Source organism: Streptomyces sp. NBC_01198, from assembly GCF_036010485.1.
Classification (GTDB): domain Bacteria; phylum Actinomycetota; class Actinomycetes; order Streptomycetales; family Streptomycetaceae; genus Actinacidiphila.
In genome coordinates this window covers 6,645,839-6,658,959 of sequence record NZ_CP108568.1, presented here as the reverse complement: position 1 = coordinate 6,658,959, position 13,121 = coordinate 6,645,839, and the positions used below count along the sequence as shown (strand labels likewise).

The window sequence follows — 13,121 nt, the reverse complement described above, 5'->3', positions numbered from 1 at the left end:
TGCGGCCGTCTCAGGCCATGAACGCGGGCGCCCCGACGGGCAGGATAAATCGGAATTCGGCGCCGCCGCCCGCGGCCCTGCCGACCGCGATGGTGCCGCCGTGCGCCTCGACGATGCCCTTGACGATGTAGAGGCCAAGGCCCGTGCCACCGCGCTTGCTGCCCCGCCAGAAGCGGGTGAACACGCGGCTCATGGACTCCTCCGGGATGCCTGGCCCCTCGTCGCTCACGGTGACCGCCGTGCCGGTGGACCGCCGGTCGCCGGCTGCGTACGAGGGTCCCACCTCGATGATGACAGTGCCCTCGCCGTGCCGCACCGCGTTTTCCAGCAGGTTGCCGAGCACCTGGTCGATCTTGTCAGGGTCGGCCCACAGCGCGGGCAGCGGCTGCCCGACCCGCACGCTGAACCGGTCGGGCCGCTGGCCGGCCGCGACGTGCGCGTCGACATGCCGCTGCACGGCGGCGGCCAGGTCCACGGGCTGGCGGCGTACTTCGAGCCGGCCGGAGTCGATGCGGGAGATGTCCAGCAGTTCGGCGATCAGCCGGGTGACGCGGTTGGCGTCGGCGTCGACGGTCTCCAGCATCAGCTTCTTCTGGTCGTCGGTGAAGCGCTCCCACTTCGCCAGCAGCGTCGCGGTGAAGCCCTTGACCGACGTCAGCGGCGAGCGCAGTTCGTGGGCGACGGTGGCGATCAGCTCGGCGTGGCTGCGCTCGGTGCGCCGCCGGGCGTCGGTGCCGCGCAGGGTGACCACCAGCCGGCGCACCGGCCCGGTCGGCCGCTCGCGGACGTAGCGCGCGGCGACCAGCACCTCGCGACCGCCGGGCAGCAGCAGATTGCGCTCGGGCTGGCCCGCCCGGATCGCCAGGCCGCCGTAGGGGTCGGTCAGCGCCCACCAGCGGCGGCCTTCGAGGTCCTCAAGCGGCAGCGCCTGCTCCACGGGCAGCCCCAGTACGTCCTGCGGCCGCAGCGCGGTGATGCGGGCCGCGGCGGCGTTGAAGCAGACCACCCGTCCGGTGTGGTCGGCGACCAGCAGCCCGTCGGGCAGGTCGTCGGGGTGCAGGCCGCACCATTCCGCGGTGGTGGCGTACGGTTCTGCCGCCTGGTCCTGCCCGGTCCCCGGTGGCTCCCGGCGATCCGCGGGCAGGACGGCCGGCGCGCTGTGCGCGCCGTTCCTTCGCGCCGTGACACCCATGCGCGCCACCCCCTCTCAGGGTCCCCCAGGGCCGCCACCCTACTAGCTGGAGGTCACGCTGCGGCACCCTGCGGGCGCACGCTGCTCACGAGCGGAGGCGTAGAGGCACACAGCGGCGGCCGTAGCGAGGTTGAGACTTTCCGCGCGCCCGTGAATGGGGACGCGCACCACCTCGTCGGCGAGCGCCCTGGTCTCCTCGGGCAGGCCCCACGCCTCGTTGCCGAAGAGCCAGGCGGTGGGGGCCCGCAGCGTGCCCGCGTCCAGCTCCGCGTCCAGGTCACGCTGCCCGGCGCCGTCGGCGGCCAGTACGCGTACGCCCGCGGCCCGCAGCCCGGCCACCGCGTCCTGGACCGGCACCCCGACCGCGACCGGCAGGTGGAACAGGCTGCCGGCCGAGGCGCGCACCGCCTTGGGGTTGTAGAGGTCGACCGAGGCGTCGGTGAGCACCACCGCGTCGGCGCCGGCCGCGTCCGCGCAACGCAGGACGGTGCCGGCGTTGCCGGGGTCGCGGACGTGGGCCAGCACGGCGACCAGCCGGGGCCGGGCGCGCAGGACCTCGGCGAAGGGGGTGTCCAGGAAGCGGCACAGGCCCACGACACCCTGCGGGGTGACGGTGTCGGAGATCTCCGCCATGACCTCGGGCGTCGCGGTCAGCACCGGCGCCCCCGCCTGCCGGGCCGCCGCGAGCAGGTCGGCGTGCCGCTCGGCGGCCTCGGGCGTGGCGTACAGCTCGACCAGGGTGCGCCCGGCGGGTCCTCCCGGGTGCGCGACGGCCTCCCGTACGGCCTGCGGGCCCTCGGCGAGGAAGCGCCGCTCCTTGCCGCGGAAGCTGCGCCGGGCCAGCCGGTGGGCTGCGGTGACCCGCGCGGAACGCAGCGAGGTCAGCTCGGGGGTAGTGCCCATCAGGGTGCCTGCTCCTGGGTCTTTCCGACGCCGCGTCCGGCGGAAAGACGGAGCGGCTGCGGGGTGGCGGACAGCGAAGGACCCGCGGGCGTCACGACCACCCGCGGGTCCGGAGAACCGCACTGCGCTCGACGCGCAGCCTCACGCCGCCTTCGGGGCGTTCACATCTGCGGGCAGCGCCTTCTGCGCGACCTCGACCAGCGCCGCGAAGGCGTTGGCGTCGTTGACGGCCAGCTCGGCGAGGATCTTGCGGTCCACCTCGACGTTGGCGGCCTTCAGGCCCTGGATGAAGCGGTTGTAGGTGATGCCGTTCGCGCGGGCAGCGGCGTTGATGCGCTGGATCCACAGCTGACGGAAGTCGCCCTTGCGCTTCTTGCGGTCGTTGTAGTTGTAGACCAGGGAGTGGGTGACCTGCTCCTTGGCCTTGCGGTACAGGCGCGAACGCTGCCCGCGGTAACCGCTGGCCTGCTCCAGGATCGCCCGGCGCTTCTTCTGGGCGTTGACTGCCCGCTTGACGCGTGCCACTTGATAACTCCTTCTAGGGGACCGCGGTCGTACTCACGCGGCCCGAAAGCGAATGGACTCCCGGCCAGGGACGGTGCGCCCCGGCGGGGGCACGGCCGTCACTTGCCGAGCAGCTTCTTGATCTTCTTGGCGTCGGACTTGGCCACCTCGACCGTGCCGGTCAGGGCGCGCGTCTTGCTGGACGGCTTGTGCTCGAGCAGGTGGCGCTTGCCGGCACGCTCGCGGAGCACCTTGCCGGAGCCGGTGATCTTGAAGCGCTTGCTCGCACCGCTGTGCGTCTTGTTCTTCGGCATGGCGCCGTCGTCTCCTCGTCGCTGGCCTCCCGTCCGCCCGAGGGCGCACGGAGAGCGTCAGTCCTGCATTACCGACCCGGAGCCGGGGGCTCCGGGATGTTCTTCGTCTCAGCCGGCGTCGGCCGGGGCCTCGACCTGCGCGTCCGCGTCCACGTCCGCATCCGTGTCCGTGTCCGTCGCGTCACCCGCGGCGTCGCCCTGACGGCTCGCCTTGCGGGCGGCCTGCGCCTCGCGGGCCTCGGCCATGGCCTCGGTCTTCTTCTTGTGCGGACCGAGAACCATGATCATGTTCCGGCCGTCCTGCTTCGGGTTCGACTCGATGAAGCCGAGGTCCTGGACGTCCTCCGCGAGCCGCTGCAGCAGCCGGTAGCCGAGCTCCGGCCGGGACTGCTCGCGACCACGGAACATGATCGTGATCTTGACCTTGTCGCCCTGCTTGAGGAACCGGACGACGTGACCCTTTTTGGTGTCGTAGTCGTGCGGGTCGATCTTCGGCCGGAGCTTCATCTCCTTGATGACCGTGTGCGCCTGGTTCTTGCGCGCCTCACGGGCCTTCATGGCCGACTCGTACTTGAACTTCCCGTAATCCATGAGCTTGCACACGGGCGGACGTGCGTTCGCCGCTACCTCGACCAGGTCGAGGTCGTACTCCTGCGCAAGCTCCAGGGCCTTGGCAAGCGGCACGATGCCGACCTGCTCGCCACTGGGACCGACAAGTCGCACCTCGGGAACGCGAATCCGGTCGTTGATGCGGGGCTCGGCGCTGATGGGGCCTCCTCGGTTGCACCACGCGGCTGACTGGCCGACAGCCGCGCTTGAGTCTGTCTTCGTCCGACCGACCCGTACCCAAGGCGCAGAAAACGCCCCGTACGGGACACAGGCGGGGCTCCTCACAACCGGGAGCACCGCCGCGTTATTCCGCGGGGCGCATCGGACGATGCCCATCGGACTGCTGCCGATGCTCACCGTCTGACCGGAACCCGTCGGCCTTCCGGCCGACCAGGTGGGAGATCGGAGCCTCCACTTGATGGTCGGACACACTGATGTCCGACCGGTCGTTCCCCCAGCATACCAGCGCGGGGCCGAGGGCCGTAATCGGCCGGACGGGGCATATCGTGTCGGCATGAGCGACGCACCAGCCCCCGGCTTCGACGATATGACCCGCGACATCGCGGACGTGCCCGCCGTCGAGGTGATCACCACGGTGGCCGTCCACCTGATGAGCGCGGCGGCGGTGAACCTCGGCCTGGCCGAGGAGGGCACCCAGCACAAGGACCTCGACGAGGCCCGCAAGCTCATCCAGGCGCTGGCCGGCCTGGTCACCGCGAGCGCCGGCGAGATCAGCACCTTCCACGCGGCGCCGCTGCGGGACGGGCTGAAGTCGCTGCAGCTGGCCTTCCGTGAGGCGTCGGTCGTGCAGGACGAGCCCGGCAAGGGGCCGGGCGAGAAGCTCACCGGCCCGGTCTTCGGCTGACCGCCGGGGCTCCGGCCCCCGCGCACCGCACCGCAGGTCGGCCCCGCTCGCCCGCGCCATGCCCCCTGGTCAGCCCTGCTCGCCGACCGCCCGGGCCGCCGTCTCCGCTTCGGCCGCCGCCGCCCTGGCCGCCTGGACCGCGGCGATCGCCGGGTGGGTGACCTCGTGGATCAGGGCCGCGAGCACCGCCCCGACCAGCGGCGCGACCAGGAACAGCCACACCTGTGTCAGCGCCGGAGCGCCGGCGAAGAGTGCCGGCGCGAAGCTCCTGGCCGGATTGACGCCCGTGCCGGTCAGCGGGATGCCGATCAGGTTGGCCGCGGCCAGCGCCATGCCGATGGGCAGCCCGGCGAAGCCGATCACCGCGATCCGCTGGGTGACCGCCAGGAACACGTAGACCAGCAGGAACGTCAGGATGATCTCGGCCACGAAGGCGCCGAAGATGTTGATGCCGACCGCCGAACGGTAGCCGTAGCCGTTGGTGCCGAAGGCGGCGTGGGTGCGCAGGTCGGGCACCTGCTCGGCGACCAGCAGCAGCAGGGCGGCGCCCACGATGGCGCCGAGGAACTGCGCGATCCAGTACTCGACCGCGGTGCGCAGGGTGATCCGGCGGGCGACCAGCATGCCCAGGGTGACCGCCGGGTTGACGTGGCTGCCCGAGATCGGGCCGATGGCGTAGGCGATGGCCAGCAGGACCAGGCCGAAGGCGAGCGAGATGCCCAGCGTGCCGATGAACTGGCCGGAGAGGACGGCCGCGCCCACCGCGAAGAAGACCAGCACAAGGGTGCCGAGGAATTCGCAGGCGAACGCCCGCTCGTCCTGGGGCGTCCGATTCTCGGTGATCTTCTCGGTGATCGTTCGCATGTCCATCCGGACCTCCACGGCGATGATCTCGGGTCTGCTCTCGCATTCTCGGCCTACCGGGTGAGACGCACATCTCGGGTGGAGGCCGTTTCGGTGCGGGAACAGCGTGCCGTGCAGGTCCGGGCGGTCCGGCGGCCGGTCAGCGGGTGAAGAGCGGTTCGCCCGGCAGCGTGGCGTCCGGCGGCAGCAGCGCCAGGTCGATGCCCTGCCGCAGGCCGGCCCGCAAGGTGTCGTCGGCGGCGAGGGCGGCGGCGAGCGCCTGCCCGGTGCGTGCCACGTCTGCGCCGGGCGCGAGGACCACCCCGAGGGTGCCGTCGCTGCCGGTACCGGGTGTCAGGTGGGCCCGCGCCACGCCGGGCTCCGCGGCCACCGCGGCCCGCAGCGCCGCCCGCACCGCGGGGTCCTCCAGCGGTGCGCCGCAGCCCGGGCCGAGGGCGGCGGTCCGCAGGGCGGACCCGGTCAGCTCGTACGCGACCGGCCCGGCGAGGTCGATCAGCAGGGTGTCAGCCTGCTCGTGCGCGAGCGCCTGCAACGCCTGGTGCAGCGGTACGGCGACCGGCCGGGCGTCGGAGCGCCAGCGGGCCAGCGCCGCGGTGGAGGTGAAGGCGGGCAGCGCCCGCCGGCCGTCCGGTGCCTGGATCGTCGGCACCGCCATGTCGCTGCTCTTCTCCCGGCGCAGCCCGTCCGCACCGGTCTCCGCCTCGCCCAGCACGGCGATCACCGGGACCAGCAGCCTGGCGGTGTGCAGCGCCTCGACCACCGCTGCCTCCGCCCCGCGGTCGGCGGCCCATGCGGCGAGGGCCGCGGCCAGGGCGGGGTCGGCGGAACCGTCGTCGTCGGCGTAACCGGGGTCGGGGATGTTCTTCAGCGCCACTGAGGCACCCTATCCGGCTGCGGCACGGCGGCCTCCGCCGCGGGCGCGGGCCGCCGCGGCCGGAACCAGAGCAGCGCGGCCAGCGCGACCAGTACCGCCCCGGCCGCGCCGAACGCGGCGGCGACACCGTTGCCGAGGACGCTCGACCCGGGGGCCGGCACCGCGGCGGGATCCGGCCCTGAGCCGAAGTAGCGGTGCGGATAGCTCACCGCGGCGGGCTTCAGCGGGCCCGGTGTGAGCTTGGCGGCCGCGGCGAGCGCGGCGGCCGGGTCGATCTCGCCGGTGCCCAGCTCGTCGCTCCTGCCGCCCTTCGGCTTGTGCCGGGTGGTCTCCTGGAGCACCTGCTTGATCTGCAGCGGGCTCAGCTTGGGGTAGGCCGACCTGAGCAGCGCGACCGTGCCGGAGACGTAGGCGGAGGCGGCACTGGTGCCCACGCCGTCGTAGTACTTGCGGTTCGGGTCGGCGATCACCACGTCCTCACCCGGCGCGGCGACCGAGGCGTACCAGCGGTGGGTGGAGAAGGCCGGGTGGCCGCCGCTCTCGTCGACCGCGGCCACCGCGATCACCCCCACGTAGGCCGCGGGGTAGGAGGAGCGGTCCGCCTTGTCGCCGCTGTTGCCCGCGGAGGCGACCACCACGATGCCCTTGTCCAGGGCGTACTGGATGGCGTCGGCCTCGGCGGCGACGGGTGCGGCGGTCGCGCTGTCGTCGCCGAGCGAGAGGTTGATGACGTCTGCGCCGTGGTCGGCGGCCCACCGGATGCCCTCGGGCAGGGCGCTGCCGCGGCTCTTCCTCGCCTTGTCGCGCTGCGGGTCCTTCTCCTCCAGGATCACCCGTACGGGCAGGATCCTGGCCTCGGGTGCGATGCCGAGCACCCCCCGGCTGTCGCCGGGGCCGTGACCGTGGCCGGCGATGATCGCGGCCATGCCGGTGCCGTGGTTGGCCCATGCGCTGTCGCCGCGGGCGGCGCCGAAACCGACCAGGTCCTTGCCGGTGAGGACCTGGCCCGTCAGGTCGGGGTGGGTGGCGTCCACCCCGGTGTCGAGCACCGCGACGGTGACGCCCGCGCCCTTGCTGGTCTGCCAGGCCTTCTGCGCGTGCAGGGCGGCCAGCGCCCACTCGCGATCCCTGATGGTGTCCGCGGCGGCGGGCCCGCCGCCGACCGCGAGGAGGGCGGCGGCGGCCGTGACGACGGCCGCCAGCCGGACCGGCGGGGTGGTGCGGCGGGTCATCGGTGCGTCTCCGTCCCGGAGCCGGGGGTCTTCTTCCTACCGGGGGTCTTCTTCGCGCCGGGGGTGGACGGTGTCCCGGCGGTGGGGGCCGGGCGCAGCTCGGCGGTCACGGTCGCGGTCAGCCGGTCGTCGACGGCCCTGGCCAGGCCGCCGGCGTCGTTGCCCAGGCCCGCCTGGGCGACGGCGGTGGTGGCGCCCGCGGCCGTGGCGAGGGACGCCGGCTGCGGGCTGGACACCGCCCGGCCGTCGGCGAAGCCGCTCACGGCGTAGACCACGAAGGGCCGGTCGGCGGAGACCTGGACGTCCCAGCTGCCGCGCTGCGCGGTGCCGAAGCGGGCGGCGGGCGTGCCGGGGAAGGCCACCGGACGCGGTATCAGGTCGACGCGGTCGCCGAGGTGTTCCGCGGTCCAGCGCCGGCTGAGCGCCTGCATGACGGCGGCGTCGGCCGACGTGACGAGCAGGCCCACCGTGGTGACGGTGGTCGAGGTGCGGTCGACGTAGGTCGCCCGCAGCAGGCGCAGGCAGCCGGCGGACGACAGCACCTGGTCGAGCAGCGGGTCGAACGCGCCCGTGCAGCCGCTCGGCGCTGCGACCCCGATCCGGGTCCACGTCCGGTCCGCACCGCCCGGTCCTGCGCCCTTGCCGGTCACGGCCGGCGGGAAGAGCGTGTCGACCGGTGCGCTGTGCCACACCTGCCGCGCCTTCCCGAACTCCGCGGCGCTGCCCGGCGCCGCCTGCGGGACGGCGTGCGGGCCGTGGTCGATCGCGGCGCCGGCGATGGCGCCGCCGATCAGCCCGAGCCCGAGCACGACGCACACCGCCACGGCGCCCCTGGTGGCGCGCGTCCGCCGCGGCGCGCCCTGCGGGGGCGCGGCGGACGGCGGCGCCAGCGGCGCCGTCCGCGCAGGCTGCGCCGGCGGTACTGGCCCGGGCGGCACCCGGGGCGGTGGAGGCGCGGCAGCGGGCGGCGGGGTGACCGTCACCGGCAGCGGCGGGTGCGCCGGCGGCGGCGGGACGGGGGGCGCGTCCGGCGCCGCCGCCCGGGCCCCGGCACGCGGCCGGGGCGGGGCGATGGGCGGCGGCTCGGGCGGGGCGACGTGCGAGGCCGACGACGCGGCGGTACGTGGCGGCGGGGTCCGCGGCGGAGGCGGCGGCGACGCCGGCCGCGGGGGCACCGCGAGGGGATCCCGCGCCATGGCCGGGCCCGAAGTCGGGGGCGGCGCACCGGCGTCGGGCGCGGCGGCAGGCGGCGGCACCGAGGGCGGCGGCGGGACGGCAGGCGCCCCGGGCGGCAGGTCGCCCCGCGGGTCCGGGTCGGGGTCCGTGTCGGCCGGGTCCGACAGGCGGGTCGCCGGGTTGGGCGGCGGCGGGACGGGCCGGTGCCGCGGCGGCGGCGGGGTCGTACGGTCCGCGTCCCGGCCCTGGTCCTGCCGGGGCGTACGCGGGGGGAGGGTGGGGAAGGGAGACGCCGGGGGTTCTCCGTTGTCCACTCCGGTGCTCACCCGGGGCCCCCTCGTATGACCTGTGCTTGCGGCTTCCGCGTCACTCTACGGGGTGGCTGGGGCCTATGGTTCCCGCGGGCGGGGCGCCGCGGGCCTACCGCTCGGTAGGCCAGGTCTGGCAAGCTGCGGCCATGTCAGAGCGCGCAGCCGACCGCACCCGGTACGACCGGGCCACCGCCCATCTCGACGCCCCTCTCGCCGTCGTGGACCTCGACGCCTTCGACACCAACGCCGCCGACCTGGCCCGACGGGCCGGGGGCAAGCCGATCCGGATCGCGACCAAGTCGGTGCGGTGCCGCGCCCTGCTGGAACGCGCCCTGGAGCACGACGGTTTCGCCGGCCTGATGTCGTACACGCTCGCCGAGTCGCTGTGGCTGGCGAGGGCCGGCTTCACCGACGTGCTGCTCGCCTACCCCTCGGCGGACCGCGCCGGTTACGGCGAACTGGCGGCCGACCCCAAACTCGCCGCCGCGGTCACGGTGATGGTCGACGACGTGGCGCAGCTCGACCTGATCGACGCGGCCCGCGGGGCGGGCACCGAGACGGTCAGGGTCTGCCTCGAACTCGACACCTGCCTGCGCAAACTGGCCGGCCGGCTGCGTATCGGGGCGCTGCGCTCCTCGCTGCACGACCCGGAGGCGCTGGCGGCGCTGGCCCGCACGATCACCGCCCGGCCGGGTTTCCGGCTGGTCGGCATCATGGCCTACGAGGGTCATGTGGCCGGCGTCGGCGACGCGGTGTCGGGACGCCCGGTGCGCTCGCTGGCCATACGGCTGATGCAGTCCGCGGCCCGCAAGGAGCTCGCGGTGCGCCGCGCCGAGGCGGTACGGGCGGTGCGGGCGGTCGAGCCGGGTCTGGAGTTCGTCAACGGCGGCGGCACCGGGAGCGTGCAGCACACCGCCGCGGAGTCCGCGGTCACCGAGATCGCGGCGGGTTCCGGTCTGTACCTGCCGCGGCTGTTCGACAACTACTCCTCCTTCCGCGGCCGTCCGGCCGCGCTCTTCGCGCAGCCGGTGGTACGGCGGCCAGGCGTCGGCGTGGTGACGGTGCTCGGCGGCGGCTACCCGGCGTCCGGTGCGCCGGGCCGCGACCGGCTGCCTGAGCCGTATCTGCCCGAGGGGCTGCGCTACGACCCGCAGGAGGGCGCGGGCGAGGTGCAGACCCCGCTGCTGGGGTCGGCGGCCGACGACCTGCTGATCGGCGACAAGGTGTGGTTCCGGCACGCGAAGGCCGGGGAGATGTGCGAGCGGTTCGCCGAACTGCACCTGATCGACGGCGACACGGTGACAGCGGTGGTGCCGACCTACCGCGGCGAGGGCAAGACCTTCCTGTGAGCGTGGCGCGCGCCGGACTCCGGCGCGCGGCCACGCGGGGCCCCGCCCGCCGCCGCGGTCGGGCGCGACCGCTGGCGACGGGCAGGCAGGGTGGCGGCCGGCGTGACGGCGGCACTCAGACGCCGGTGCCGGTGCCCCCGGTGCTGCCGCTGCCCTTGCTGGTGTCGGACTTGATGCCCTGGGTGATCTGGTCGATCACGTCGGCCCCCGGCGCCTTCGCGGTGATGTCGAAGCCGAAGCGGACCAGCACCAGTTGCTTGGTGGTGGGCGAGGGGAAGACCAGCGACTCGACGTAGCCGTTGGTGCCGGACTTCGTCACGACCTTCCAGCGCACCAGGTAGCCCTGCTGCCCGGCCACGGTCACCGCACCGGCCTTGACCTGCTCGTGCGAGGTGGTGGCGCCGTAGGTGTCCTCGTTGTAGGAGTCCGAGGCGTTCTTGGTGATGTCCTGCTTGGCGGCCTGCTCCGCCGAGGTGGCGGTGATCTCCTCGGCGATCGTCGGCTCCGCCGAGACGCCGCCGAGCGAGCAGGTGCCGCCGGCGCTGCCGGGGCAGGGATAGGGGCCGATGGACAGGTTGGCGCCGGTGGAGCCCGACGATCCCGTCCAGCCGTCGAGCACCGGAAGGCTGATCGCGTCGTAGGCGTCGATGGCCGACTTGCCGTCGCCGCGGGGCGAGTCGTCGGAGCCGCCGCTGCCGCCGTCCGACGGCCGCGGTGCCGGTCCCGGCACCCTGCCACCGGTGTGCGTGGGCGTGGGCGCGGACTTCGCGTCGCTCTTGCCGTCGTCCTTGCCCAGGACCAGGACACCGGCGACGATCGCCGCTATCAGGACCAGGGAGGCGACCAGCGCGATCACCATCGTCCCGGTGCGCTTGCCGCCGGGGGCGCCCTTGCCGTCGCCCGGGTATCCGGGATACCCCGGGTAGCCGGGATCGCCCGGGTAACCCGGGTACACCTGCGGCGCTGCCTGCTGGACCGGGGCGGTCCTGGTGTACTCCGTCCACGCGGATCCGTCCCACCAGCGTTCCATCGCCGGGCCGTTGCCTGTGTGCCCGGGTTCTGGATACCAGCCGGGCGGGGTCGTCGTCGTCACGGCGGTCACCCTATGGCCCCCGCATGAGAATCCCGTAAGCGGGCGACGCCCCGTCCCGCGCCCGCCCGCCGCGGCCGCGGGGTCGCTCAGCCCGCGGCCGCCGCGGCGAGCGCGCCGCCCAGGACCGCGGGAGCGGTGCCGAGGGAGGGGCCGTACCAGGTCAGATGGCGCCCGCTCAGCAGGGCGGCGGGGAGGCCGGGGAAGGCCTCGGGGCCGTCGTCGGCGGTGAAGCGGTAGGGCTCGTCGGGGAGCACGACCAGATCCGGGCGCGCGGCCAGCAGATCGGGCAGTGCGATACGGGGGTAGCGCTCGGCGTGCCCGGCGTACGCGTTGGCCACGCCGAGCCGGCCGAGCAGATCGCCCGCGAAGGTGTCGCGGCCCAGCACCATCCACGGGCGCCGCCAGATCGGTACGACCGCACGCAGCGCCGGCGCCGGCGCCGCCAGGTCCCGCCAGGCAGCCTCGGCCGCGTCGAGCCAGCCGGGGCGTTCGAGGCCGCAGCCCTCGGTGAGCATCCGGTCCAGCTCGGTGAACGCCTGCGGCAGCGAGCGCACTTCGGTGACCAGTACGGCCAGGCCGGCCGCACGCAGCGCGTCCAGGTCGGCCGGGCGGTTCTCCTCCTCGTTGGCCACCACGAGGTCGGGCTCCAGCGCGGCGACCGCCGCCACGTCCGGGTTCTTGGTGCCGCCGATCCTGACGACGTCCAGGTCCGCCGGGTGGGTGCACCAGTCGGTCGCGCCGACCAGCAGGCCCGGCGCGGTCACGGCGACCGCCTCGGTGAGCGAGGGCACGAGCGAGACGACACGGCGTACGGCGCAGCCGCGCCCCCGGTTCAGGTGAGCCATCGGCCCACCGTACGGCCCGCTGTCGGTGGTGCGTGCGATGCTGGCGCGGTGACCGACCAGAACCCCGGCAAGCTGCTGCTGCTCGACACCGCGAGCCTGTACTTCCGTGCGTATTTCGGCGTGCCCGAATCGGTGAAGGCGCCCGACGGCACGCCGGTCAACGCGGTGCGCGGGCTGCTGGACTTCATCGCCCGGCTGGTCACCGACCACTCCCCCGCCGGCCTCGTCGCCTGCATGGACGCGGACTGGCGCCCGCAGTGGCGGGTGGACCTGATCCCGTCGTACAAAGCGCATCGCGTCGCCGAGGAGACCGAGGGCACGGAGGAGGTGCCCGACACGCTCTCCCCGCAGGTGCCGGTCATCGAGGCGGTGCTCGACGCGGTCGGCATCGCCCGGGTCGGCGTTCCCGGTTACGAGGCCGACGACGTCATCGGCACGCTGGCGACGGCGGCGGCCGGGCCGGTGGCCATCGTCACCGGCGACCGTGACCTCTTCCAGCTGGTGGACGACGCGCGCGGGGTGCGCGTGCTCTACCCGCGCAAGGGCGTCGGGGACTGCGACGTGGTCGACGAGGCGGCGATCGAGGAGCGGTACGGCGTAAGGGCCGGGCAGTACGCGGATTTCGCCGCGCTGCGGGGGGACCCGAGCGACGGCCTTCCCGGCGTGAAGGGGATCGGCGAGAAGACCGCGGCGCAGCTGGTGACGGAGTACGGCGACCTCGCCGGGGTCCGGGCCGCGGCCGTCGACCCCTTCTCCCGCCTCACGCCGGCGCGGCGGCGCAACATCATCGCCGCGGCGGGCTATCTCGACGTCGCCCCGGAGGTCGTCGCCGTCGCGAAGGACGTCCCGCTCCCGGCCTTCTCCCCGGCCCTCCCCCGCACCCCCGCGTCCCCCGACACCCTGGCCTCCCTCGCCACCCGCTGGGGCCTCGGCGGCTCCCTCTCCCGCCTGGTCGCCGCGCTGGCGTAAGGCCGGTCCCTCGCGGTGCGC

General features: G+C 74.4%; 14 protein-coding genes. 3 read left to right on the top strand and 11 right to left on the bottom strand.

What is annotated here, in order from left to right:
- Positions 1 to 10: 10 nt before the first annotated feature.
- From OG702_RS29610 to infC, 5 genes are all read right to left on the bottom strand, one after another.
- Positions 11 to 1,192 (bottom strand): sensor histidine kinase, encoded by a 1,182-nt coding sequence (locus OG702_RS29610; protein ID WP_327292000.1) that lies wholly within the window; start codon positions 1,190 to 1,192, stop codon positions 11 to 13.
- 42 nt (positions 1,193 to 1,234) lie between these two features.
- Positions 1,235 to 2,095, bottom strand: coding sequence for a TrmH family RNA methyltransferase (locus OG702_RS29605; protein ID WP_327291999.1), 861 nt, complete (start codon positions 2,093 to 2,095; stop codon positions 1,235 to 1,237).
- A gap of 141 nt (positions 2,096 to 2,236) precedes the next feature.
- The gene (gene rplT / locus OG702_RS29600) at positions 2,237 to 2,620 is read right to left on the bottom strand and encodes a 50S ribosomal protein L20 (RefSeq protein ID WP_033178180.1); all 384 of its coding nucleotides are present in this window, start codon (positions 2,618 to 2,620) and stop codon (positions 2,237 to 2,239) included.
- A 98-nt stretch (positions 2,621 to 2,718) separates the two neighbouring features.
- A complete protein-coding gene (gene rpmI, locus OG702_RS29595) occupies positions 2,719 to 2,913 on the bottom strand; it encodes a 50S ribosomal protein L35 (RefSeq protein ID WP_327291998.1) in 195 nt (64 codons plus the stop codon).
- A gap of 108 nt (positions 2,914 to 3,021) precedes the next feature.
- Positions 3,022 to 3,681 (bottom strand): translation initiation factor IF-3, encoded by a 660-nt coding sequence (infC, locus tag OG702_RS29590; RefSeq protein ID WP_327293428.1) that lies wholly within the window; start codon positions 3,679 to 3,681, stop codon positions 3,022 to 3,024.
- Positions 3,682 to 4,036: 355 nt separating this feature from the next.
- Here infC and OG702_RS29585 point away from each other — a divergent pair, with 355 nt between their 5' ends.
- The gene (locus tag OG702_RS29585) at positions 4,037 to 4,387 is read left to right on the top strand and encodes a DUF1844 domain-containing protein (RefSeq protein ID WP_327291997.1); all 351 of its coding nucleotides are present in this window, start codon (positions 4,037 to 4,039) and stop codon (positions 4,385 to 4,387) included.
- A gap of 69 nt (positions 4,388 to 4,456) precedes the next feature.
- Here the strand turns inward: OG702_RS29585 and OG702_RS29580 are convergent, their stop codons facing one another.
- From OG702_RS29580 to OG702_RS29565, 4 genes are all read right to left on the bottom strand, one after another.
- A complete protein-coding gene (locus tag OG702_RS29580; protein WP_442814745.1) occupies positions 4,457 to 5,251 on the bottom strand; it encodes an MIP family channel protein in 795 nt (264 codons plus the stop codon).
- Positions 5,252 to 5,390: 139 nt separating this feature from the next.
- Positions 5,391 to 6,125, bottom strand: coding sequence for an SseB family protein (locus OG702_RS29575; RefSeq protein ID WP_327291995.1), 735 nt, complete (start codon positions 6,123 to 6,125; stop codon positions 5,391 to 5,393).
- Positions 6,116 to 7,357 carry a type VII secretion-associated serine protease mycosin gene (gene mycP / locus OG702_RS29570; protein WP_327291994.1) on the bottom strand — a complete coding sequence of 414 codons (1,242 nt, stop codon included), beginning with the start codon at positions 7,355 to 7,357 and terminating at the stop codon, positions 6,116 to 6,118. The genes OG702_RS29575 and mycP overlap by 10 nt, the downstream gene beginning before the upstream one ends.
- Positions 7,354 to 8,859 carry a hypothetical protein gene (locus tag OG702_RS29565; RefSeq protein WP_327291993.1) on the bottom strand — a complete coding sequence of 502 codons (1,506 nt, stop codon included), beginning with the start codon at positions 8,857 to 8,859 and terminating at the stop codon, positions 7,354 to 7,356. Before OG702_RS29565 ends, mycP begins: the two co-directional genes overlap by 4 nt.
- Positions 8,860 to 8,990: 131 nt before the next feature.
- On the opposite strand from OG702_RS29565, the gene OG702_RS29560 reads away from it, so the two are divergent.
- Positions 8,991 to 10,193: an amino acid deaminase/aldolase gene (locus tag OG702_RS29560; protein ID WP_327291992.1), complete on the top strand. Its 1,203-nt coding sequence runs from the start codon at positions 8,991 to 8,993 to the stop codon at positions 10,191 to 10,193.
- 115 nt (positions 10,194 to 10,308) lie between these two features.
- On the opposite strand, the gene OG702_RS29555 is transcribed toward OG702_RS29560, so the two are convergent.
- Both OG702_RS29555 and OG702_RS29550 read right to left on the bottom strand, forming a co-directional pair.
- Positions 10,309 to 11,286, bottom strand: coding sequence for a DUF2510 domain-containing protein (locus OG702_RS29555; protein WP_327291991.1), 978 nt, complete (start codon positions 11,284 to 11,286; stop codon positions 10,309 to 10,311).
- Positions 11,287 to 11,372: 86 nt separating this feature from the next.
- A complete protein-coding gene (locus tag OG702_RS29550) occupies positions 11,373 to 12,131 on the bottom strand; it encodes a helical backbone metal receptor (protein WP_327291990.1) in 759 nt (252 codons plus the stop codon).
- 75 nt (positions 12,132 to 12,206) lie between these two features.
- On the opposite strand from OG702_RS29550, the gene OG702_RS29545 reads away from it, so the two are divergent.
- The gene (locus tag OG702_RS29545; RefSeq protein ID WP_327293427.1) at positions 12,207 to 13,100 is read left to right on the top strand and encodes a 5'-3' exonuclease; all 894 of its coding nucleotides are present in this window, start codon (positions 12,207 to 12,209) and stop codon (positions 13,098 to 13,100) included.
- Positions 13,101 to 13,121: the final 21 nt, after the last annotated feature.

Bases quoted from the DNA above. Each gene is read 5' to 3' on its own strand.
- OG702_RS29610 (WP_327292000.1), bottom strand. From the start codon at position 1,192: ATGGGTGTCACGGCGCGAAGGAACGGCGCGCACAGCGCGCCGGCCGTC.
- OG702_RS29605 (WP_327291999.1), bottom strand. From the start codon at position 2,095: ATGGGCACTACCCCCGAGCTGACCTCGCTGCGTTCCGCGCGGGTCACC.
- rpmI (WP_327291998.1), bottom strand. From the start codon at position 2,913: ATGCCGAAGAACAAGACGCACAGCGGTGCGAGCAAGCGCTTCAAGATC.
- OG702_RS29585 (WP_327291997.1), top strand. From the start codon at position 4,037: ATGAGCGACGCACCAGCCCCCGGCTTCGACGATATGACCCGCGACATC.
- OG702_RS29580 (WP_442814745.1), bottom strand. From the start codon at position 5,251: ATGCGAACGATCACCGAGAAGATCACCGAGAATCGGACGCCCCAGGAC.
- mycP (WP_327291994.1), bottom strand. From the start codon at position 7,357: ATGACCCGCCGCACCACCCCGCCGGTCCGGCTGGCGGCCGTCGTCACG.
- OG702_RS29560 (WP_327291992.1), top strand. From the start codon at position 8,991: ATGTCAGAGCGCGCAGCCGACCGCACCCGGTACGACCGGGCCACCGCC.
- OG702_RS29550 (WP_327291990.1), bottom strand. From the start codon at position 12,131: ATGGCTCACCTGAACCGGGGGCGCGGCTGCGCCGTACGCCGTGTCGTC.